This window comes from Streptomyces sp. NPDC031554 (assembly GCF_055580685.1).
Map to the genome: position 1 here is coordinate 1 of NZ_JBVIKX010000005.1, position 21780 is coordinate 21780.

Below are 21780 nucleotides of genomic sequence, written 5' to 3' on the forward strand. Positions count from 1 at the left end.
AGCGCCGATGGTACTGCAGGGGGGACCCTGTGGGAGAGTAGGACGCCGCCGAACAATCATTCCGGGAGACCCCCGTGCCACTGGCACGGGGGTCTCCTGCGTTTATTGCTGTGTGCGTCCGGTTGTACGGGCTCCCTTGAGGAGCCCTTTTTGCGTTATAGGCGGCCTGCTGCTTTCAGCGCGAGATAGGCGTCGGCCAGTGCCGGAGCCAGTTCGTTCGGAGTGGCGTCGACGATCGTGACTCCGTAGCGGCGGAGTTGCTCTGCGGTGCGGGACCGTTCTGACTGTGCCTGGGCCGCGGCCGCTGCTTCGTAGACTGCTTCGACGGTTCCGCGGGCAGCGGCCATACGGGCGATGTGCGGGTCGGCCACCGAGGCCACCACGACGCTGTGGCGTCGGGTGAGCTGGGGGAAGACCGGTAGGAGGCCCTCTTCGACCGGCGCGGGGTCGAGCGTGGTCAGCAGGACGATCAGTGAGCTGCGGGGGGCCGTTCGCAGTGCTGTGGCGGTGAGACCACGAGTGTCCGTCTCGACCAGTTCCGGTTCGAGAAGGGCCAGGGCGTTCACCATGGAGGGGAGGGTTTCTCCAGCTGTGCGGCCTTGGACGAGGGCGCGTACGCGGCGGTCGTAAGCGAGGAGGTCGACGCGGTCGCCGGCGCGGGATGCCAGGGCGGCCAGGAGCAGGGCCGCGTCCATCGAAGCGTCGAGGCGGGGTACGTCGTCCACCCGGCCTGCGGAGGTGCGGCCGGTGTCGAGGACAAGGAGGACGTGGCGGTCGCGTTCGGGACGCCAGGTGCGGACGGCGACGGTGGTCTGCCGGGCTGTGGCGCGCCAGTCGATGGACCGGGTGTCGTCACCGGGCACATATTCGCGCAGACTGTCGAATTCTGTGCCTTCGCCGCGGGTCAGGACGCTGGTGCGGCCGTCGAGTTCACGCAGACGAGCGAGTTTCGCGGGCAGGTGCTTGCGGCTGGTGAAGGCGGGCAGAACCCGTACGGACCAGGGAATTCTGTGTGTGCCCTGGCGGGAGAAGAGACGCAGGGGGCCGTAGGAGCGGATGGTGACGCGGTCGGCGTGGCGGTCGCCGCGGCGGGTGGGGCTCAGGCGGGTGGTGATACGGCGGCGCTCTCCGGCGGGGACGGTGGTCTCGTGGCGGGAAGCGGCGATGCCGCTGCCGGGCTGCCAGCTGCTGGGCGGCCAGGCGTCACGGATGTGGGCGCGCAGCGGACGGCGGGAGGGGTTGGTGAGGGTGAGGGTGACGTCAGCTGTGTCGCCCAGGCGTACGGAGGTGTCGCCGGAGCGTGTCAGGCGCAGGCGGCGCACGGGGGCGGCGAGGGCGAAGTCGCAGGCGCAGGCGATGGCCAGGGGGGCGTTGACGGCGAGGAGGCCTGTCCAGCCGGGTGCCCAGATACCGACGGGGAGGGAGCCCAGGGCCGCCAGGAGGGCGGTGCGTCCGGTGAGTGCCATCAGCGGGGGACGGGGACGTGGGCGAGGACCGCGGTGAGGACCGAGTCGGCGGTGACGCCTTCCATTTCGGCCTCCGGGCGGAGTTGGACGCGGTGCCGGAGAGTCGGGAGGGCGAGGGCTTTGACGTCGTCGGGGATGACGTAGTCGCGGCCGGTCAGCCAGGCCCAGGCGCGGGCGGTGGCGAGGAGAGCCGTTGCGCCGCGGGGGGACGCGCCGAGGGTGAGGGAGGGGGATGTGCGGGTGGCCCGGCAGATGTCGACGACGTAGGCCGTGATCTCGGGTGAGACGGTGGTGCCCGCGACGGCGGCACGGGCGGCCTCGAGGTCCGCGGCGCCGGCCACCGGGCGGACGCCGGCGGCGCGCAGGTCACGGGGGTCGAAGCCCTCGGCGTGGCGGGTGAGGACGTCGATCTCGTCCTGGCGGGAGGGGAGGGGGACGGTGAGTTTGAGGAGGAAGCGGTCCAGCTGGGCTTCGGGGAGGGGATAGGTGCCTTCGTACTCGACCGGGTTCTGGGTCGCGGCGACCAGGAACGGGTCGGGGAGGGGGCGGGCGGTGCCGTCGACGGTGACCTGGCGTTCCTCCATGGCCTCGAGCAGGGAGGACTGCGTTTTCGGCGGGGTGCGGTTGATTTCGTCGGCGAGAAGGAGGTTGGTGAAGACCGGGCCCGGCTGGAAGGAGAACTCGGCGCTGCGGCTGTCGTAGACGAGGGAGCCGGTGACGTCGCTCGGCATGAGGTCGGGGGTGAACTGGACGCGCTTGGTGTCGAGTTCCAGTGCGGAGGCGAGGGCGCGGACGAGCAGCGTCTTGGCCACTCCGGGGACTCCTTCGAGGAGGACGTGTCCGCGGCAGAGGAGGGCGACGACGAGGCCGGTCACGGCGGGGTCCTGGCCGACCACGGCCTTCGCGATCTCGGTGCGCAGGGCTTCCAGCGAGGCGCGGGCACTGCCCGCGTCCCCGGTGGTCCCGGCGTTGTCGGTGGTCGGCTCCGTCATGGACGGCGTACCTCTCTTTCGAGGGCGTCGAGTCGGTCGGTGAGGGCGATCAGGCCCGTGTCGTCGGCGGGTGGCGGGCCGAAGAGGAGGAAGTGCAGGGACTGTCTGTCGCCGTCGAGGTGGGTGGACAGGGCGGGGACGAGTGTTTCGGGTGTGTGGGCCTGGGCGGCGGGGACGCCTGCGAGAGGGGCGAGGCGGGTGCGGGTTGCGGAGCGAAGAGCGGTGGCCGCGCGGTCGCGCGCGTCGGCCCTGCGGTAGAGGCGGGCGCGGCCTTCGACGGTTTCGGAGGCGCGGACCGCGACGGGGAGTTCCTCGGGGACGAGGGGGCCGAACCTGCGTGCCCGCCAGAGGGCTGCGAGGGCCGCCGCGACGAGGAGTTGCAGGGTGCCCCAGAGCCAGCCGGAGGGGACCAGGTCGAAGAAGCTCTCGGCCTCGTCCCGGTCGGCGGCGGAGGTGTCGGAGAGCGAGGGGAGGTACCAGACCAGATGGGTGCGGGAGCCGAGGAGTTGCAGGGCGAGGGAGGCGTTGCCCTGTTCGTCGAGGCGGTCGTTGTGGAAGATGTCGGGCGCGCCGAGGACGACGGTGTCGCCGCCGCCGGTGGCGTCCGGAACCCGTACCAGGGTGGCCAGGCGGTTGCTGGGGTAGCACTCGTCCGCGTCGCGCCGGGTGGTGGTGTAGCGGATGCCGCCGGTGTCGGCGCTGCCCGCGCGCTGCGCGGCGGGCAGCGCGCAGGCGGGGGCGAGGGTGGAGGTGCGGCTGGTGGCGGGGTCCGCGGTGACACCGGGGGCGAGGGCTTCGACGGACCGGGCCCCGGGGGCGACGAGGACGGTGCGGCCGCCGGAGCCGGCTGTCGCCGAACGCAGTTCCCGCCGGAGGTCTTCCGGCAGCAGGTCGGGGGTGGCGACCAGGAGAGTGGTGTCGGGACCCGTCGCGGCGCGGGCCCCGGCCGAGGTGGTGACGACGCGGGTCGAGACACCGTGGTCGGCGAGGAGTTCGGCGACGGCGCGGCTGCCGTAGGGGGCCGCGGAGCGGGGGTCGAGGGCGCCGTGGCGGGCGTCGGAGCGCAAGGTGGCGAGGACCGCCGCACCGGCCAGGAGGAGCACGAGGGCGAGGACGACGCCCCGCGAGCGGGTCCACACCTGGCGGGCGGTGGGCGAGACCGATGTGGCCGGGGGTGTGACCGCGGTGGTCATTCGGCGCCCCGGCGGGTGTGCTGGGCCGCGGTGGGGGCGCTGTCGTGCGTGAGGTGGGGCGTGGTGCCGGCCAGGTCGCGGTCGAGGCCGGCGATGCGGGCGTACGCCTGCTCGGTGGTGGTGCGGCCGCCGTACGCGACGTCGTCGAAGTCGCGGGCGGCGGAGCGGAGCCGGCCGGCGTGCGCGGGGAGGGTGCGGCCGGCTTCCGCGGCGGCCTCGTCGGCGGTGCGGCCGGGGCGCGCGTCGAGGAGCGCGCGTTCCTCCAGGGAGCGGACGACGGCGCGCATGCGTTCCTGGACGGCCTGGTTCCAGTGGCCCTGGGCGGCATGTGCCTCGGCGGCCGCACGGTGGTCGGCGGCGCTGCGGGGGCGGTCGTCGAACAGGGTCGTCGCGGGGGCGGGCCGGCGGCCGGAGGAGCCGAGGCGCCACCACAGCGCGGCCACCACGGCGGCGACGGCCAGGACGAGGACCACCAGGCCGGTCACTCCTCCCGGGGTGGCCGTCGAGGCGGCGCCGAACAGGGCGTCGAGCCAGTCCCAGAAGGTGTTCAGGGCGCGTTCGAACAGGCCGGGATCGTTCTCGTGGTACAGCCGCTCGGACAGTTCGCGGCGGGCCGCCTCGCGTGCGGGGTCGCGGGGGACGGTCACCGGGGGTTCGCCGTCCGAGCGCGCCCACGACAGCCGCGGGCCGTCGGCCGCCCGCAGCAAGGGGTGCCCGGCGCGGCCGACGGCGTCCGACAGGATCGGGCGGACCGGGCCGGGCGGTGCCGTCGTGGGCGGGCCTGCCGGTGCCGCCGTGAGAACTCCCCCCGCAAGCCTCACCGCATCAACTCCCGGGGGAGGCGCCGGGGGCGGGGGTTCCGTAGCCCTGGACGCCGGCGGCGCGCGCCAGGTCGAGGTCGAGGGCCTCGCGGCGGATGCGCTGGTCGATGTAGAGGAGCACGGCGACGCCCGCCGTGATCGGGAACGTGATGAGGGAGCCGATGACCGAGCCGATGCCGCTGACGATGAGGTAGGTCCAGCCCAGCTCGGTGTCGGTGTCCGTGAAGGCGCTGAGACCGCCGGGGCTGAGGGCGGCGCCGACCAGGGCGAAGGGCACGGCGATGATCATGGCGACGAGGTTCGCGATGATCAGGGAGAGCACCTGGATGCCGAAGACCCGCCACCAGGATCCGCGGACGAGTTTCGCGGACCGGGCCAGGGCCTTCCTGATGCCCTGCTTCTCCAGCATCAGGGCCGGCGAGGCGAGGGAGAAGCGGACCAGCAGCGCCACCGCGAGGACGAACGACCCGAGGCTGCCCATGGCGGTGAGGGCGTCGCCCGCCGCGCCGCCGAGGAGGGCGCCCGGCAGGACGCAGACGACGGCGACAGCGGTCACCGTCAGCAGCAGCAGGAGGATCAGGCCGAACAGTTTCAGCAGTCGGGGGCGGGCGTCGCGCCACGCCTCGCCGCTGGTGACCGGCTTGCCGAGGACGGCGCGGCTGGTGACGGCGGTCAGGAGCGCGGTCGCCGTGATGGTGCCGACCAGGCTGACGAGGAAGACGACACCGGAATCGAGCAGGGCGGACCCCAGGGCGTCGAGTTGTTCGTCGACCGTGGCGCTCGTGTCGCCGAGCGCGGCCGTGCCCGTGGACTCGTCCAGGACCAGGCCCCGCAGGAGGACGACGACGACCTCCACGACGACGGCGACCGTCAGGGAGATGCCGAGGACCGTGCGCCAGTAGGTGCGCATGGTGGAGACGGCTCCGTCGAGGATTTCTCCCACGCCGAGCGGGCGCAGCGGGATGACGCCCGGCTTGGCCGCGGGCGGAGGGCCGCCCCAGCCGCCGCCCCAACCACCGGGAGTGCCGTATCCGCCGTATCCGCCGTGACCACCGGGGCCGGCGGGCGGGCGGGGGCCCCAGGCGGTGCCGGGGGCCGGGGGCGGTGGTGGAGGGGCCTGGCCCGGGTTCTGGGCGCCGGTCGGCGCGGACCACCGGCCTGGTGGCGGCTGCTGCGGGGACCACTGGGCGCCGGGGCCCTGAGGGTTCGGGGCCGGCCGGTCGTCGGGCTGTGCGCCGCCGGGCCGGTCGGCGGGCTCGGGAGGCGTGGACGTCCCGGGCTCCTGTCCGTCGGACGGGGCGGATCCGGGCGAGGCCCAGCCCGGAGTGTCGTTCATCGTCGCTCCTTCACGGTGCCCGTCCGCGGTCGCGGCGGCAGGTTGGGAGCCATCGTGCCATGGGGTGGTCGACGGCGGATCGGCCGCGGTCCGGGCTGCGCACCTTCGATTGTCCGGCCGATAACGGGCACACTGACGGCATGGCTGATCAGTACGCGCGACCCGGCGATGACAAGCGGCCCACCGAGGTACCGGCGATCCGCTGGGAGGAACCACCCGAAGGGCCCGTGCTGGTGCTTCTCGACCAGACGAGGCTGCCGGCCGAGGAGGTGGAGCTGGTCTGTACGGACGCGTCGGCGCTGGTGGAGGCGATCGGTTCGCTCGCCGTGCGCGGGGCGCCGCTGCTCGGGATCGCCGGGGCGTACGGGGTCGCGCTCGCCGCCGTGCGCGGCTTCGACGTGGACGAGGCGGCGAACGCGCTCGCGGGCGCCCGTCCCACCGCGGTGAACCTCTCCGTCGGTGTGCACCGCGCCCGCGACGCCTACCAGGCGGAGGTCGCCCGGGGCGGCAGCCCGGAGCAGGGAGCCCGGGCCGCCCTGGCCGCGGCGCGGCAACTGCACCGGGAGGATGCCGAGGCCAGTGCCCGGATGGCCGAGCACGGGCTGACGCTCCTCGACGAGCTGCTGCCCGGCGGCGGGCACCGGATCCTCACGCACTGCAACACCGGTTCGCTGGTGTCGGGCGGCGAGGGGACCGCGTTCGCGGTGGCCCTCGCGGCGCACCGGGCGGGCCGACTGCGACGGCTGTGGATGGACGAGACCCGTCCGCTGCTCCAGGGCGCCCGGCTGACGGCGTACGAGGCCGCGCGCAGCGGCATGGCCTGCACCCTGCTCACCGACAACGCGGCGGGGTCGCTGTTCGCGGCCGGCGAGGTCGACGCCGTGCTGATCGGGGCCGACCGCATCGCGGCCGACGGGTCCGTGGCCAACAAGGTGGGGAGCTATCCGCTCGCGGTGCTCGCCCGGTACCACCACGTGCCGTTCATCGTGGTGGCGCCGTTGACGACGGTCGACCCGGGCACCGCCGACGGGGCGTCCATCGAGGTCGAGCAGCGGCCCGGGTTCGAGGTGACGGAGATGGCCGCGCCGCAGGCGCCGATGTCGGGAGCGGGGGGAGGGATCCCGGTGGCGCCCCTGGGGACGCAGGCGTACAACCCGGCGTTCGACGTGACGCCGCCCGAGCTGGTCACGGCGATCGTCACGGAGGAGGGCGTCGTCTCGCCGGTGACGGCCGAAGGGCTGGCGGAGCTGTGCGCCGGGGCACGGCGCGCGAGCACCGACTGAGGAGGCGGCCGCCCCTCGGGGCGGCCCCCCGATTCCTTGTCCCACGGGGCTGTCGGCGGCCTCCGGACGGGCGCCGGGGGCGTTGCCGGGGGCCGGGGCAGACAGTGACCGTTCCCTACGACTATCGTCACGGGCCAGTGACCCTGCTCACCAGCGCCACTGTCACTGTTATGAGAATGGGATGATGTCGTTTATGAAGGGACGAGTCCTTGTCGTCGACGACGACACCGCACTGGCCGAGATGCTCGGCATCGTGTTGCGTGGTGAAGGTTTTGAGCCGTCTTTCGTAGCCGACGGCGACAAGGCGCTGGCCGCTTTCCGTGAGGCGAAGCCCGACCTGGTGCTGCTGGACCTGATGCTGCCCGGACGGGACGGCATCGAGGTGTGCCGCCTGATCAGGGCGGAGTCCGGAGTGCCGATCGTCATGCTCACGGCCAAGAGCGACACCGTCGACGTCGTCGTGGGCCTCGAATCGGGCGCCGACGACTACATCGTGAAGCCGTTCAAGCCGAAGGAGCTGGTCGCCCGGATCCGGGCGCGGCTGCGCAGGTCCGAGGAGCCCGCTCCCGAGCAGCTCACCATCGGCGACCTCGTCATCGACGTGGCCGGCCACTCGGTGAAACGCGACGGGCAGTCGATCGCGCTGACCCCGCTGGAGTTCGACCTGCTGGTCGCACTGGCCCGCAAACCCTGGCAGGTGTTCACGCGGGAAGTGCTGCTCGAGCAGGTGTGGGGCTACCGGCACGCCGCCGACACCCGCCTGGTCAACGTGCACGTACAGCGGCTGCGCTCCAAGGTCGAGAAGGACCCGGAGCGGCCGGAGATCGTGGTGACCGTCCGTGGCGTCGGTTACAAGGCCGGACCGAGCTGACATGTCCAAGGACAGTGCCGCTTCGGCCCCCGGCCGGTCCGGGGCCCGTCCGGAGCGGCCTGTCGGCCCGCGGCAGACGGGATCACGCTTCGCCCGCCTCTTCGTCGGCGGACTCCTCCAGGGCGGTGTGCGCAACAGCCCCGTCCTGCGGCTCCTGCTGCGCTGGATACGCCGGCCGCTGCTGCCCGTCATGCGGCTGTGGCGGCGCAACATCCAGCTCAAGGTCGTCGCCACGACCCTGCTGATGTCGCTGGGCGTCGTCCTGCTGCTCGGCTTCGTCGTCATCGGACAGGTGCGCAACGGGCTGCTCGACGCCAAGGTCAAGGCCTCCCAGAGCCAGGCCACCGGCGGCTTCGCCGTGGCCAAGCAGAAGGCCGACGAAGCGGCCGGCGCGGCCGCCGACGACGGCAACAACCCGGACGGCCACGCCTCCCAGAACGTCATCGAATGGATGAGCGAACTCGTGCTGTCGCTGTCCAGCGGCGGCCAGGGCGCCTTCGACGTGGTCACCCTGCCCCCCGGCGGCGGCCGCGGACCACGGGCCTCCGGCTCCGTCGACCCCAACAAGAGCGTCCCCGACGTCCTGCGCGAACGCGTCAACAGCAGCACCGGCGCCGTCCAGAGGTACTCCCGCATCGTCTACCTCAGCGACCAGGAGTCCCAGCCGGCCCTCGTCATCGGCAAACGCGTCAACGACCCCAACGGCGACCCCTACGAGCTGTACTACCTCTTCCCCCTCACCCAGGAGGAGAAGTCCCTCAGCCTCGTCCGGGGCACCCTCGCCACCGCCGGACTCTTCGTCGTCGTCCTCCTCGGAGCCATCGCCTGGCTCGTCGTACGGCAGGTCGTCACCCCCGTGCGGATGGCCGCCGGGATCGCCGAACGGCTCTCCGCCGGACACCTCCAGGAACGCATGAAGGTCACCGGCGAGGACGACATCGCACGACTCGGCGAGGCCTTCAACAAGATGGCGCAGAACCTCCAGCTCAAGATCCAGCAGCTGGAGGACCTGTCACGGATGCAGCGACGGTTCGTCTCCGACGTGTCGCACGAACTGCGCACCCCCCTGACGACCGTACGGATGGCCGCCGACGTCATCCACGAGGCCCGCGAGGACTTCGACCCCGTCACCGCCCGCTCGGCCGAACTCCTCGCCGACCAGCTCGACCGCTTTGAGTCCCTCCTCGCCGACCTCCTCGAGATCAGCCGCTTCGACGCGGGCGCCGCCGCCCTCGAGGCCGAACCCGTCGACCTGCGCGACGTCGTACGCCGCGTCGTCAGCGGGGCCGCGCCGCTCGCCGAACGCAAGGGCACCTCCATACGCGTCCGCGGCGACCAGCAGCCCGTCGTCGCCGAGGCCGACGCCCGCCGGGTGGAACGCGTCCTGCGCAACCTCGTCGTCAACGCCGTCGAACACGGCGACGGCAAGGACGTCGTCGTCAGACTCGCCAGCGCCGGCGGAGCCGTCGCCATCGCCGTCCGCGACTACGGCGTCGGACTCAAGCCCGGCGAGGCCACCCGCGTCTTCAGCCGCTTCTGGCGCGCCGACCCGGCACGCGCGCGCACCACCGGAGGCACCGGCCTCGGACTGTCCATCGCCCTGGAGGACGCCCGCCTGCACGGCGGCTGGCTCCAGGCCTGGGGCGAACCCGGAGGCGGCTCACAGTTCCGGCTCACCCTGCCCAGGACCGCGGACGAACCCCTGCGGGGCTCACCGATACCCCTGGAACCCAAGGACTCCCGCCGCAACCGCGGACTCAACGAAGCAGGCCTGCCGCGCGGCGGAAGCGAGAAGAGCGCCACCGTGCCCCTCCAGCCCGCCCGCGAGCAGCGCCGGCCCGGACGGGCCCCCCTGGCACCCCGCCAGGGCACCGTGGCCGCCACCGCCGACCCGACGGCGCTGCCCGGCAACGGCGCGCGCGTCGTGCCCCGGCCCGCCACCGATACCCGCCCACCGGACCCGCCCACCAGGAACGGGGCACACGGTGAGGCACCCGACCGGACGAGCCGGACGGACAGGGAAACCGACGGTGCGAACGAGCAAGGGGAGGCATTCCGTGGGCGCTGACCGCGAGGGGGGCCGCCGGCGCACGCCGGTGCGCGGAGCGGCGTACGCCATGTGCGGAGTCGTCCTGCTGACGGGATGCGCCTCGATGCCCGACAGCGGCGACCTGCGCGACGTCGAATCCACCCCCCGCCAGGAGACACAGGTCCGGGTCTTCGCCATGCCGCCCCGCGACGACGCTCCGCCCGCCGAGATCGTCCAGGGCTTCCTCGAAGCCCTGACCAGCGACGACCCCGGCTACTCCACCGCACGCCAATACCTCACCCCCGACGCCGCGAAGCAGTGGAGACCCGAACGCTCCACCACCGTCCTCGCCGACGGACCGGGCACCCAGGCCGACCGCTCCGGCAGCAGGGAGAACGGCGACGACTTCGCCTTCCGGCTGACCGGCACCCGCGTCGCCACCATCGACGCCCAGCAGTCCTACACCCCCGCCTCCGGCGACTACGACCGGACCGTGCACCTCACGCGCGACAAGAAGACCGGACACTGGCGCATCGACGCGCTCCCCGAAGGCGTCGTCATGGGCAAGTCCGACTTCCAGCGCAACTACATGTCGCTCAACAAGTACTACTTCGCCTCCCACACTACGTCCGCCGGCTCCGGACAACCCATGGCCGTCGCCGACCCCGTCTACGTCCGCGAACGCGTCGACCCCATGACCGAGACGGTGCGCTCCCTGCTCAACGGGCCCACCGGCTGGCTGCGCCCCGTCGTCCGCTCCGGCTTCCCCACCGGCACCGCACTCACCGCCGGCGTCACCTCCCTGGCGCCCGACGACCAGAACAAACTCACCGTGCCGCTCAACGACAAGGCGGCCCGTGTCGGGCACGGCAAGTGCGACGAGATGGCCGCGCAACTGCTGTTCACCCTCCAGGGCCTCAACCCCACCGTCGACGAGGTCGAAATACGCGCCGGCGGAAACCAGCTCTGCTCCCTCACCGAGGACCGGGCCGCCGCCGTCGCCGAACGCGGAGCGGAACGCCGACCCGAATACCTGTACTTCATCGACGCCCGCCACCGCCTGATGCGCAGGACGAACGCCGGCGACAGCGCCAGCTCCGAAGCCGTGCCCGGCGCACTCGGCGACGGCACCCAGGCCCTGCGCTCGGTCGCCGTCTCCCGCGACGAACACAGCGCGGCCGGCGTCGCCCTCGACGGCAAGGCGCTCTACGTCACCTCCACCGTCGCCGGCAACTCACTCGGCGAGCCCGTCCTCCTGAGCAAGGGCAAGACCGAGACCGACCGGCTCACCACCCCCAGCTGGGACGCCCAGGGCGACCTGTGGGTCGCCGACCGCGACCCCGCCGACCCGCGCCTGCTCCTCCTGGAGAAGGGCGGCGGCGAACCCCTGCCGGTACTCGTCCCCGGCCTCGACGGACGGATCGACACCGTACGGGTCGCCGCCGACGGCGTACGGATCGCGCTCGTCGTCGACCAGGGTGGCAAGCAGTCCCTGCTCATCGGACGGATCGAACGCGACAGGAGCGGCGAACGGCCCACCGTCGCCGTCCAGGAACTGCGCTCCGCGACCCCCGACCTCGAACAGGTCACCGCCATGTCGTGGGCCGGGGACAACAGGCTCGTCGTCGTCGGCCGCGAAGCCGGCGGAGTCGAACAGGTCCAGTACGTCCAGAGCGACGGCTCCATCCCCGAGACTGGCACGCTCCCCGGCCTCACCGAGGTCACGAGCATCGCCGCCTCCGAGGACAGCGAGGCCCCCCTCTTCGCCGCCTCGAAGGAGGGCCTGCTGTGGCTGCCCGGCGGGAGCGGCTGGCGGACGCTGAAGGAGACCGGCTCCGCCGCGTTCTACCCGGGGTGAGGACGACCGCGTCCTGACGGGAGCAGGCCGGCACGTCCGGACGGCCTGCTCCTCGTCCGGCTCGGCCCTCCCGTTCGTCCCAGCCCAGCCCAGCCCAGCCCGGCCCAGCCCAGCCCGGCCCAGCCCGGCCCGGCCCAGCCCGGCCCGGCCCAGCCCGGCCCGGCCCGGCCCGGCCCGGCCCAGCCTGGTCCTTCGGGCCTTGCGGGGCTTTTCCACAGGCCCGCGCCAGGCCTTTTCCACAGGGGTGGCAGGCCCTCCCCCGACTTGGCACAGTGATCGGCGTGGAAAGCGTCCGGCGGTGGTGGCAGGACTTCTCCGGCCTGGTGCTCCCGGCCGAGTGCGGCGGCTGCGGCACGGCACGCACTGTGCTCTGCCACCGGTGCCGCGCCGCGCTCCACGGCAACACGCCCCGCCGCGTCCGGCCGGACCCCGAACCGCCCGGGCTGCCCGCCGTGCACGCGGCCGCCCGGTACGCGGACGAGGTACGGGCCGTGCTGCTGGCCCACAAGGAACGCGGCGCGCTGGCACTGACACGGCCGCTGGGGACCGCACTGGCGGGGGCGGTGCGGGTGGGATTGGGGTCGGGGGAGGCGGGGGGCGGGGAGGGGGAGGGGCCCCCGCCCCCCTCGCGAACCGTGCTCCTCGTCCCCGTCCCCTCCGCGCGCCGGGCCACCCGTTCCCGGGGGCATGATCCGGCCCGGCGGATCGCGCTGGCCGCGGCGGCCGAGCTGCGGGCGGCCGGGGTGCCGGTGCGGGTGGCCGCGGTGCTGCGTCAGCGCCGGGTGGTGGCCGACCAGACGGGGCTCAACTCGCGGCAGCGGCTGGACAATCTGCTCGGCGCGCTGACGGTGGCGGCCGGCGGCGCGCGGCTGCTGTGCGGTGCGGACGCGGTGGTGCTCGTCGACGACCTGGTGACGACCGGTGCCTCCCTCGCCGAGGCCGCGCGTGCCGTGCGGGAGGCGACGGTGACGCACCGGGCCGCCGGGGGCGGCGCCCCGGCGGTGACGGACACCCGCCGGACCGGGACGGCCGGCCGGGGAGCGGGTGAAGAGGGTGTGGTCGCCGTGTACGGCGGCGTTCGCCGGGAAGGCAGTGGAGTACGACCGTCCGGAGCGCGGAAGGGAGGAACGGACCCGGTGTCGATGCCGGTCTCGGGGCAGGTGCGGCCGCCGGACGGGACCCGGTTCGCCGGTCCGCTGTGCGCGGCCGTCGTCGCGGCACCACCGGGCGCTTTCGAAAGGGACCGGAACTGACCGAGGACCGGTTTCGTTGCAGATATTGAGAGGACCAATTCACCTGAACGGGGGTACGCGGCAGTAGAGGGTGACGACATCCGTCCGGGCGAGATATGTTCGGTTGTGAGGGAAAGCCGCAGGCCACACCTCTCGAATCCGAATGCCGTGCCGCGCTTTGAGGTAATCATCGCGGCATCTGGGGTGGAGATCTCGCCCATGGGGGAGGAGGAGGTGGAAGTCACCGAGTCCGAGGTTCCGGTGTCCACCGGAACCTGGTGCAAAAGGGAGATGCTCCGCCGCTGATGCGGGGCGATCCGGGAACGGAGTTCTGCGTGGACATCGTCGTCAAGGGCCGCAAGACCGAGGTGCCCGAGCGGTTCCGCAAGCACGTGGCCGAGAAGCTGAACCTGGAGAAGATCCAGAAGCTCGACGGCAAGGTGATGAGCCTCGACGTCGAGGTGTCCAAGGAGCCGAACCCCCGACAGGCCGACCGGTGCGACCGGGTGGAGATCACGCTCCGCTCCCGCGGCCCGGTGATCCGTGCGGAGGCAGCGGCCAGCGACCCGTACGCGGCACTCGACCTGGCGGCGGAGAAGCTGGACGCCCAGCTGCGCAAGCAGCACGACAAGCGTTACACCCGGCGCGGCGCGCAGCGGATCTCGGCGGCGGAGGTCGCCGACCACGTACCGGGCGTCGCGACCCTCGGCAGCAATGGCCACCCCGTCCCGTCCGAAGAGTCCGACAGCGTGCCGACGAAGAAGATCGGGTCGCTGGAGGTGCAGGGCGACGGCCCGCTCGTGGTGCGCGAGAAGACCCATGTGGCCGCCCCCATGACTCTCGACCAGGCTCTTTACGAGATGGAGCTGGTCGGGCACGACTTCTATCTCTTCGTCGACTCCGAGACGAAGGAGCCGAGCGTCGTCTACCGGCGGCACGCTTACGACTACGGCGTGATCCACCTCAGCACGGACCCGATGGTCGCTCAGGCTCCGGCCCCCGAGGCGGGCGGCGCACTGGGCGGCTGACCCCGTCCCGGTGACAGCCGAGCAGGTGCCCCTGGAGCGCGTGTGCGCCCCCAGGGGCATCCGTGTGCGCCCCTTCGGGCATCGCTCCGTCACCGGGTTGTCGTCCGGGCATGGAATCATGGCGGCAACGGCTCAACCGGTGGGTCGTTGCCTTGCGTTGGCGATGGCACTGGACCACGGCCACAGCCTTCAGGGGGAGGAACGATGGCGGACAGCTTCGGACCGATGCATGACGGGGATGCCGTCGGGGGCGTCGTCGGCATGGGCCCGGACGGGGGCGCTCCCCGCAAGGAGCCGATCAGGGTCCTGGTGGTGGACGATCACGCCCTGTTCCGCCGTGGGCTGGAGATCGTGCTCGCCGCGGAGGAGGACATCCAGGTCGTCGGTGAGGCGGGGGACGGGGCGGAGGCCGTGGACAAGGCGGCCGATCTGCTGCCCGACATCGTGCTGATGGACGTACGGATGCCGAAGCGCGGGGGGATCGAGGCGTGCACCTCGATCAAGGAGGTGGCTCCCAGTGCGAAGATCATCATGTTGACGATCAGCGACGAGGAGGCCGATCTCTATGAGGCGATCAAGGCGGGTGCGACGGGTTATCTCCTGAAGGAGATCTCCACCGACGAGGTGGCCACGGCCATTCGGGCGGTGGCGGACGGGCAGTCGCAGATCAGTCCCTCGATGGCGTCGAAACTGCTGACCGAGTTCAAATCGATGATCCAGCGCACCGACGAGCGCAGGCTGGTGCCCGCGCCGCGGTTGACGGACCGTGAGCTGGAAGTGCTCAAGCTGGTCGCGACGGGGATGAACAACCGCGACATCGCCAAGGAGTTGTTCATCTCCGAGAACACCGTGAAGAACCATGTGCGGAACATTCTGGAGAAGTTGCAGCTGCACTCCAGGATGGAAGCGGTGGTGTACGCGATGCGGGAGAAGATCCTCGAGATCCGGTAGTTCCGGTAGCTCCGGTGGTTCCCGTGCGTCGGCCCCGGTGTGGTGGTGCGCGGTGGTCCCGCGCGGTGGCGGTCAGGCGAGGGCCCGGGCGAGTTCCCGGGTGAGGGGGGCGCGCAGTTCGGGTGCGTCGACCCGTTCCACTCGTACGTCTGTGCAGTCCACCCAGCTCGCCGCCTCCGTCAGGGCCTGCGCGACGGCGGGTACGGCCTTGGGGCCGTCCAGGGTGATCTGTCGGGCGACGAGGGTGCGGCCCTCGCGGGCGGGGTCGACGCGGCCGACGAGCCGGCCGCCGGCGAGCACCGGCATCGCGAAGTAACCGTGGATCCGCCGGGATTTGGGCACGTAGGCCTCCAGGCGGTGGGTGAAGCCGAAGACGCGCTCGGTGCGGGCCCGTTCCCAGACGAGGGAGTCGAAGGGGGACAGCAGCGTCGTGCGGTGGCGGCCGCGGGGCGTCGTCGCCAGGGCCGCCGGGTCGGCCCAGGCCGGTTTTCCCCAGCCGGCGACGGTGACCGGGACCAGACCGGAGTCGGCGATCACCGCGTCGACCTGTTCGCCCTTGAGGCGGTGGTAGTCGGCGATGTCCGCGCGCGTGCCGACGCCCAGGGAGCGGCCGGCGAGGCCGACCAGGCGGCGCAGGCACTCGGTGTCGTCGAGTTCGTCGTGCAGCAGGTCGGCGGGGACGGCGCGTTCGGCGAGGTCGTAGACCCGCTTCCAGCCGCGGCGTTCGACGCAGACGACCTCGCCGTACATCAGGGCGCGTTCGACGGCGACCTTGGTGCCGGACCAGTCCCACCACTCGCTGGTCTTCTTAGCGCCGCCCAGTTCGGTGGCGGTGAGGGGGCCCTCGGTGCGCAGTTGCTCGATGACCTGCTCGTAGGTGCCGTCGGGGAGGGCGTGGTTCCAGTGCGGGCGGTTGCGGTAGGCGCGGCGGCGGAAGGCGAAGTGGGGCCACTCCTCGATGGGGAGGATGCACGCGGCGTGGGACCAGTACTCGAAGGCGTGGGGCCGGGCGTCGGGTGCGCCGGGGGTGGGGTTCCAGTAGGCGTCCTCGACGGTGGTGCGGCCGACGGCGCCCAGGCGGGCGTAGGGGATGAGCTCGTGGGAGCGGGCGAGGACGGAGATGGTGTCGAGCTGGACGGCGCCGAGGTGGCGCAGGACGCCGCGGACGCCGGCTCCGCGGTCGGGGGCGCCGAGGAGGCCCTGGGCGCGCAGGGCGATGCGGCGGGCCTCGTCCGCGGAGATTTCGGTGGCGGGGGGCGGGGTCGTCATGGTGCGCACGATAGGGGGTGGGTCTGACAGCCTGTGCCGGGCCGCGGGTCCGCCCGTGCTCAGGCGGGGCCGGGGGCGGAGGGGTGGGGCGGTGCGGGGAGGTAGGGGGCCGTCGAGGGCAGGCCGAGGTCCGAGGGGAGCAGGGAGGCCACCCAGCAGTCGCGTCGTACGCCCTTGTTGTTGATCGCGGAGCGCAGGGTGCCCTCCAGGGTGAAACCGGCGTGTCGGGCGACGGCGAGGGAAGCGCTGTTGCCGACTTCCGCGCGCCATTCGACGCGGTCGACGGCGAGGTGGGTGAAGGCCCAGCGGGAGGCGGTGACGGTGGCCTCGGTGGTGTAGCCGTGGCCGCGGTGTTCCCTGCTGGTCCAGAAGCCGATCTCGGCGGTGCCGAGGGAGCGTGTGGTGAGGCTGAGGAGGCCGGTGAGGCTGCCGTCGGGGAGGAAGACGCCGAAGGTGAACATCGAGCGGCCGGCCCAGCCTTCGGGGGCGAGCTGCTCGGTGAAGCTGCGGGCGTGTTCGGGGAGGTAGGGGGAGGGGATGGTGGTCCAGCGCTGGATGTCGGGGTCCTGGGCGGCGGCGTGGACCGCGTCGGTGTCCCGGGGGCCGACCGGGCGCAGGACGAGGCGGTCGGTGGTGAGGGTGACGGGTTCCATCGGCTGATTCTGCGCGTGGCGCCGGTACGGGCGCCATCTTTTCGCGGTGGGTGAGCGGGTGGTCACTTTTCGCGTAATTCGTCCGGTGGGTGCGGCACCATCGGCGGTGCCCGTCCGTTGTGCCTGTGACGGGGGAACCCGGCGCCGCCGTGAGGTGGTGTGCGGTCCGCGTCACGGCAGGCCTCCCGGCGTGGCGGGGTCCTCGCATACGATGGCCGTTGCTCAGTGAGTCACATGAAACCGACCGTCCCAGGCCCGACCGGCAAGGAGACCAACCCCCGTGTCCGTCCTCTCGAAGATCATGCGTGCAGGCGAAGGCAAGATCCTGCGCAAGCTGCACCGCATCGCGGACCAGGTCAACTCCATCGAAGAGGACTTCGTCGACCTCTCCGACGCCGAGCTGCGGGCCCTCACCGATGAGTACAAGCAGCGGTACGCCGACGGCGAGACGCTGGACGACCTGCTGCCGGAGGCGTTCGCCACGGTGCGCGAGGCCGCCAAGCGCGCGCTGGGCCAGCGTCACTACGACGTGCAGATCATGGGTGGTGCCGCCCTGCACCTCGGCTATGTCGCCGAGATGAAGACCGGTGAGGGCAAGACCCTGGTGGGCACGCTGCCCGCGTATCTGAACGCCCTGTCGGGTGAGGGCGTCCACCTGATCACGGTCAACGACTACCTGGCCGAGCGCGACTCCGAGATGATGGGGCGCGTCCACAAGTTCCTCGGTCTGTCGGTCGGTTGCATCATGGCCAACATGACGCCGGCCCAGCGCCGCGAGATGTACGCCTGCGACATCACGTACGGCACGAACAACGAGTTCGGCTTCGACTACCTGCGCGACAACATGGCGTGGTCCCAGGACGAGCTCGTCCAGCGCGGCCACAACTTCGCGATCGTCGACGAGGTCGACTCCATCCTGGTCGACGAGGCGCGTACGCCGCTGATCATCTCGGGTCCGGCGGACCAGGCGACGAAGTGGTACGGCGATTTCGCCAAGCTGGTCCTGCGCCTCAAGCGCGGCGAGGCGGGCAACCCGCTCAAGGGCATCGAGGAGACCGGCGACTACGAGGTCGACGAGAAGAAGCGCACGGTCGCCATCCACGAGGCCGGTGTCGCGAAGGTCGAGGACTGGCTGGGCATCGACAACCTCTACGAGTCGGTGAACACGCCTCTGGTGGGCTACCTGAACAACGCCATCAAGGCGAAGGAGCTCTTCAAGAAGGACAAGGACTACGTCGTCATCGACGGCGAGGTCATGATCGTCGACGAGCACACCGGTCGTATCCTCGCGGGTCGCCGTTACAACGAGGGCATGCACCAGGCGATCGAGGCGAAGGAAGGGGTGGACATCAAGGACGAGAACCAGACGCTCGCGACGATCACCCTGCAGAACTTCTTCCGCCTCTACAAGCGCCACGACCACAACGGCAAGGAACTGCCCGGCCTGTCCGGCATGACCGGTACGGCGATGACCGAGGCCGCCGAGTTCCACCAGATCTACAAGCTCGGCGTGGTGCCGATCCCGACGAACAGGCCGATGGTCCGCAAGGACCAGTCGGACCTCATCTACCGTACCGAGGTCGCGAAGTTCGAGGCGGTCGTCGACGACATCGCCGAGAAGCACGAGAAGGGCCAGCCGATCCTCGTCGGCACGACGTCGGTCGAGAAGTCCGAGTACCTCTCGCAGCAGCTCAGCAAGCGGGGCATCCAGCACGAGGTGCTGAACGCCAAGCAGCACGACCGTGAGGCGCAGATCGTCGCCCAGGCGGGCCGCAGGGGCGCCGTGACGGTGGCCACGAACATGGCCGGTCGTGGTACGGACATCAAGCTGGGCGGCAACCCGGAGGACCTCGCCGAGGCGGAGCTGCGCCAGCGCGGTCTCGACCCGGAGGAGCACATCGAGGAGTGGGCCGCGGCGCTGCCGGCCGCCCTGGAGAAGGCCGAGCAGGCCGTCAGGGCGGAGAAGGAGCAGGTCGAGGAGCTCGGCGGGCTGTACGTGCTGGGCACCGAGCGGCACGAGTCGCGGCGTATCGACAACCAGCTGCGGGGTCGTTCCGGCCGTCAGGGCGACCCGGGCGAGTCCCGTTTCTACCTGTCGCTGGGCGACGACCTGATGCGTCTGTTCAAGGCGCAGATGGTGGAGCGCGTGATGTCCATGGCGAACGTGCCGGACGACGTGCCGATCGAGAACAAGATGGTCACGCGGGCCATCGCGTCCGCGCAGTCGCAGGTCGAGCAGCAGAACTTCGAGACGCGCAAGAACGTCCTGAAGTACGACGAGGTCCTCAACCGGCAGCGCGAGGTCATCTACGGCGAGCGGCGTCGCGTCCTGGAGGGCGAGGACCTCCAGGAGCAGATCCACCACTTCATGGACGACACGATCGACGCGTACGTGTCGGCGGAGACCGCGGAGGGCTTCGCCGAGGACTGGGACCTGGACCGGCTCTGGGGCGCCTTCAAGCAGCTGTACCCGGTGAAGATCACCGTGGACGAGCTGGAGGAGGCGGCCGGCGACCGTGCGGGGCTGACCGCCGAGTTCATCGCCGATTCCATCAAGGACGACATCCGCGAGCAGTACGAGTCGCGGGAGAAGCAGCTCGGCTCCGAGATCATGCGTGAGCTGGAGCGGCGGGTCGTGCTGTCGGTCCTGGACCGCAAGTGGCGCGAGCACCTCTACGAGATGGACTACCTCCAGGAGGGCATCGGCCTGCGCGCGATGGCGCAGAAGGACCCGCTGGTCGAGTACCAGCGCGAGGGCTTCGACATGTTCTCCGCGATGATGGACGGCATCAAGGAGGAGTCCGTCGGCTACCTGTTCAACCTGGAGGTCCAGGTCGAGCAGCAGGTCGAGGAGGTGCCGGTCGAGGACGCGGTGCCGGTCGACATGGACAAGCAGGACGTGGTGCCGGCGCAGGCCCGTCCGGAGATCCGCGCCAAGGGTCTGGACGCCCCGCAGCGGCGGAACCTGCACTTCTCGGCGCCGACCGTGGACGGCGAGGGCGGCACCGTCGAGGGCGACTTCGAGAGCGACGAGGAGCCCGTGCGTTCGGAGGCGGACGGCCTGACGCGCGCGGAGCGGCGCAAGCAGGCGAAGGCCGGGCGGCGTCGTAAGAAGTAGTCGCGGCACGTAGCCGCGGAAGGTCGTCGCGGGCCGGATCACCTGAGGGTGGTCCGGCCCGTCGGCGTTCATGGGGTGGTGCGCCGCCCGCCCGGTTCTCCCGGCGCGGTGGGGAAGGCCCGCTCAGTCGTCGGTGCGGGGGCTGCGCGGGCCGCCGAGTTCCACCGCCGTGCACCGCCAGCGGCGGTCCGTGCCGCGCTCCAGGCGGAACGCCATCGCGCGCAGCCGGTCGCCCGCGCCGATGCGGGCGAAGACCTCCAGGGCGCCGGGACGGGCGACGTAGTAGCCGATGTCGCGTACGACGGGATGGGTGCCGCGGGTGGTGCGCAGGGGACCGCTCTCGGCAAGGTGCGCCAGGTCGTCGTAGGCGCGGCCGACGGTGTGGCGGAGCATCGAGTGGACGGGGCGGCGGCCGCTGAGGACGGCGAGGAGACGGTCGGCGAAGAGGTCGGTGGGGCGGGGCTGTCCGGGCTCGGCGAGGGGCCCGCGAGGGCTCCGGACGGGGATGGTGGGCGTCGTGGGCGTCGTGCGTGTCGTCGGGGTGAGCGGTGTGGTGGCGCGAGGGGCGCCGGCGGTGGGCGCGGGGCGGTTGTCGGCGGGGCGGGTGCGGGCGGTGGGGAGGGGGCCGGGTGAGCCGGGCGGGCGGCCACCGGCGGGGGCCGGGCGGGTGCCGCCGCTCGGGACCCGGGGCGGAGTGCCGGCGGGACGGCGGGTGTCGCCGCGGCCGGGCGGGCGGCCGCCGGGGGTGCGCTGCGTCCTCGTCATGACCTTGTTCATGGTGGTCCCCGTTCGCTGGGCCCGGCCGACAGCGTCTACCGGGCGGTAACTTGCGCTGGGGATCTTGTACTCGGTCGCGGTGCGTGACGGCAAGTAGCGCAGAGTGGTGTCGCAGGGGTGGGTGGTTTCACTCGTCAGGGTGGTGTGGGAAGAGGTAAGCGCAGGTGGGAGTGGTGCGCAGGGTGAATTTCGAGGCCTGGGGTGGACGTCCGGGAGGCCGGGGACAGGGACTCGAAAGGGGGCGTCCGCACGTATCCTGGAGGCCCTCCACGGATGCGGGGGGCACCGAGCGGAGCCTTCGACCACGAGAGAGCGGCCCATCATGCGCGTCTACGTCCCCCTGACCCTCCCCGGTCTCGCCGAGGCGCACACGACGGGGGAGCTGGGGTCGTCCGGGCCGCTCGTCGCCTACGCCGTCACGCCCGGACTGCGCGAGTGGTACGCCTCCGACGACATCGAGGAGCTGGAGTACGCGGCCCTCGGCCGGGCCGCGCTCGCCTCGCTGCGGCTGCTGGCGGCGGACCCCGCGGCACCGCGGCGCCGCGTGGTGGTCGCCGTCGACGTGCCGGACGGCGCGGCCGCGTCGGACCCCGACCGCGCCCCGGACCCGGCGGCGCTCGGCGAGGTCCGGGTGACCGGGCCCGTGCGGTCGGCCGAGGCGGCCGCCGTGCACGTCGACGCCGACGACGCGGAGACGGACGTGAGCGCCGCGGTCGAGGCGCTGCCGGCGGCGGACGCCGGGGACGACGACGCCCGGTCCGTGGTCGACGGCGCCGAGGACCACGAACTGCTGTGGTTCGCCGCGCAGGAGATCGCCGACCTGGTGGAATCCGGCCGCTGAGGCGGGTCCGGCGGGTCCGGCAGGGGTCGGCAGGACCGGCGGGACCGGATCACGGGCCGCGG

Annotated in this window: 17 protein-coding genes; 9 read left to right on the plus strand and 8 right to left on the minus strand. The window is 72.2% G+C overall.

The window, feature by feature from the left end:
* Positions 1 to 155: 155 nt before the first annotated feature.
* From ACZ5FU_RS14805 to ACZ5FU_RS14825, 5 genes are read right to left on the minus strand one after another with little or no spacing between them, the layout of a single operon-like run.
* Positions 156 to 1466 carry a DUF58 domain-containing protein gene (locus ACZ5FU_RS14805; protein WP_469045409.1) on the minus strand — a complete coding sequence of 437 codons (1311 nt, stop codon included), beginning with the start codon at positions 1464 to 1466 and terminating at the stop codon, positions 156 to 158.
* Complete coding sequence (locus ACZ5FU_RS14810) at positions 1466 to 2458, minus strand: AAA family ATPase (protein WP_451531021.1); 993 nt, start codon at positions 2456 to 2458, stop codon at positions 1466 to 1468. Before ACZ5FU_RS14810 ends, ACZ5FU_RS14805 begins: the two co-directional genes overlap by 1 nt.
* Positions 2455 to 3651, minus strand: a complete 1197-nt coding sequence (locus ACZ5FU_RS14815) for a DUF4350 domain-containing protein (protein ID WP_469045410.1) — start codon at positions 3649 to 3651, stop codon at positions 2455 to 2457. Before ACZ5FU_RS14815 ends, ACZ5FU_RS14810 begins: the two co-directional genes overlap by 4 nt.
* Complete coding sequence (locus ACZ5FU_RS14820) at positions 3648 to 4472, minus strand: DUF4129 domain-containing protein (protein ID WP_469045411.1); 825 nt, start codon at positions 4470 to 4472, stop codon at positions 3648 to 3650. The genes ACZ5FU_RS14815 and ACZ5FU_RS14820 overlap by 4 nt, the downstream gene beginning before the upstream one ends.
* Positions 4473 to 4476: 4 nt before the next feature.
* Positions 4477 to 5808, minus strand: coding sequence for a DUF7847 domain-containing protein (locus ACZ5FU_RS14825; RefSeq protein ID WP_469045412.1), 1332 nt, complete (start codon positions 5806 to 5808; stop codon positions 4477 to 4479).
* A gap of 140 nt (positions 5809 to 5948) precedes the next feature.
* Between ACZ5FU_RS14825 and mtnA the strand changes: the two genes are divergently transcribed.
* From mtnA to ACZ5FU_RS14860, 7 genes are all read left to right on the plus strand, one after another.
* Complete coding sequence (mtnA, locus tag ACZ5FU_RS14830; protein WP_451531025.1) at positions 5949 to 7091, plus strand: S-methyl-5-thioribose-1-phosphate isomerase; 1143 nt, start codon at positions 5949 to 5951, stop codon at positions 7089 to 7091.
* Between the two features lie 181 nt (positions 7092 to 7272).
* Positions 7273 to 7962, plus strand: coding sequence for a two-component system response regulator MtrA (mtrA, locus tag ACZ5FU_RS14835; protein ID WP_005316841.1), 690 nt, complete (start codon positions 7273 to 7275; stop codon positions 7960 to 7962).
* A gap of 1 nt (position 7963) precedes the next feature.
* Positions 7964 to 10030, plus strand: coding sequence for an MtrAB system histidine kinase MtrB (gene mtrB / locus ACZ5FU_RS14840; protein ID WP_451531026.1), 2067 nt, complete (start codon positions 7964 to 7966; stop codon positions 10028 to 10030).
* Positions 10020 to 11849: an LpqB family beta-propeller domain-containing protein gene (locus tag ACZ5FU_RS14845; protein ID WP_469045413.1), complete on the plus strand. Its 1830-nt coding sequence runs from the start codon at positions 10020 to 10022 to the stop codon at positions 11847 to 11849. The genes mtrB and ACZ5FU_RS14845 overlap by 11 nt, the downstream gene beginning before the upstream one ends.
* Before the next feature lie 281 nt (positions 11850 to 12130).
* Positions 12131 to 13102 carry a ComF family protein gene (locus ACZ5FU_RS14850; RefSeq protein ID WP_469045414.1) on the plus strand — a complete coding sequence of 324 codons (972 nt, stop codon included), beginning with the start codon at positions 12131 to 12133 and terminating at the stop codon, positions 13100 to 13102.
* Positions 13103 to 13416: 314 nt separating this feature from the next.
* The gene (gene hpf / locus ACZ5FU_RS14855) at positions 13417 to 14109 is read left to right on the plus strand and encodes a ribosome hibernation-promoting factor, HPF/YfiA family (protein ID WP_451531029.1); all 693 of its coding nucleotides are present in this window, start codon (positions 13417 to 13419) and stop codon (positions 14107 to 14109) included.
* Positions 14110 to 14313: 204 nt separating this feature from the next.
* Positions 14314 to 15060, plus strand: a complete 747-nt coding sequence (locus ACZ5FU_RS14860) for a response regulator transcription factor (RefSeq protein ID WP_356569457.1) — start codon at positions 14314 to 14316, stop codon at positions 15058 to 15060.
* 72 nt (positions 15061 to 15132) lie between these two features.
* Here the strand turns inward: ACZ5FU_RS14860 and ACZ5FU_RS14865 are convergent, their stop codons facing one another.
* Entirely contained in the window at positions 15133 to 16329 is a 1197-nt protein-coding gene (locus ACZ5FU_RS14865) for a winged helix-turn-helix domain-containing protein (RefSeq protein ID WP_451531030.1), read from the minus strand.
* A gap of 59 nt (positions 16330 to 16388) precedes the next feature.
* The gene (locus tag ACZ5FU_RS14870) at positions 16389 to 16982 is read right to left on the minus strand and encodes a GNAT family N-acetyltransferase (protein ID WP_451781407.1); all 594 of its coding nucleotides are present in this window, start codon (positions 16980 to 16982) and stop codon (positions 16389 to 16391) included.
* Positions 16983 to 17262: 280 nt separating this feature from the next.
* Between ACZ5FU_RS14870 and secA the strand changes: the two genes are divergently transcribed.
* A complete protein-coding gene (secA, locus tag ACZ5FU_RS14875; RefSeq protein ID WP_451531032.1) occupies positions 17263 to 20100 on the plus strand; it encodes a preprotein translocase subunit SecA in 2838 nt (945 codons plus the stop codon).
* A gap of 123 nt (positions 20101 to 20223) precedes the next feature.
* Here the strand turns inward: secA and ACZ5FU_RS14880 are convergent, their stop codons facing one another.
* Positions 20224 to 20877 carry an Rv3235 family protein gene (locus tag ACZ5FU_RS14880; RefSeq protein WP_451531033.1) on the minus strand — a complete coding sequence of 218 codons (654 nt, stop codon included), beginning with the start codon at positions 20875 to 20877 and terminating at the stop codon, positions 20224 to 20226.
* A 322-nt stretch (positions 20878 to 21199) separates the two neighbouring features.
* Here ACZ5FU_RS14880 and ACZ5FU_RS14885 point away from each other — a divergent pair, with 322 nt between their 5' ends.
* A complete protein-coding gene (locus ACZ5FU_RS14885) occupies positions 21200 to 21718 on the plus strand; it encodes a DUF6912 family protein (protein WP_451531034.1) in 519 nt (172 codons plus the stop codon).
* Positions 21719 to 21780 lie beyond the last annotated feature (62 nt).

Coding starts and splice junctions, on each gene's coding strand:
- mtrA (WP_005316841.1), top strand. CDS start 7,273: ATGATGTCGTTTATGAAGGGACGAGTCCTTGTCGTCGACGACGACACC.
- mtnA (WP_451531025.1), top strand. CDS start 5,949: ATGGCTGATCAGTACGCGCGACCCGGCGATGACAAGCGGCCCACCGAG.
- ACZ5FU_RS14860 (WP_356569457.1), top strand. CDS start 14,314: ATGGCGGACAGCTTCGGACCGATGCATGACGGGGATGCCGTCGGGGGC.
- ACZ5FU_RS14885 (WP_451531034.1), top strand. CDS start 21,200: ATGCGCGTCTACGTCCCCCTGACCCTCCCCGGTCTCGCCGAGGCGCAC.
- mtrB (WP_451531026.1), top strand. CDS start 7,964: ATGTCCAAGGACAGTGCCGCTTCGGCCCCCGGCCGGTCCGGGGCCCGT.
- ACZ5FU_RS14825 (WP_469045412.1), bottom strand. CDS start 5,808: ATGAACGACACTCCGGGCTGGGCCTCGCCCGGATCCGCCCCGTCCGAC.
- ACZ5FU_RS14815 (WP_469045410.1), bottom strand. CDS start 3,651: ATGACCACCGCGGTCACACCCCCGGCCACATCGGTCTCGCCCACCGCC.
- ACZ5FU_RS14810 (WP_451531021.1), bottom strand. CDS start 2,458: ATGACGGAGCCGACCACCGACAACGCCGGGACCACCGGGGACGCGGGC.
- ACZ5FU_RS14870 (WP_451781407.1), bottom strand. CDS start 16,982: ATGGAACCCGTCACCCTCACCACCGACCGCCTCGTCCTGCGCCCGGTC.
- ACZ5FU_RS14880 (WP_451531033.1), bottom strand. CDS start 20,877: ATGAACAAGGTCATGACGAGGACGCAGCGCACCCCCGGCGGCCGCCCG.
- ACZ5FU_RS14805 (WP_469045409.1), bottom strand. CDS start 1,466: ATGGCACTCACCGGACGCACCGCCCTCCTGGCGGCCCTGGGCTCCCTC.
- ACZ5FU_RS14865 (WP_451531030.1), bottom strand. CDS start 16,329: ATGACGACCCCGCCCCCCGCCACCGAAATCTCCGCGGACGAGGCCCGC.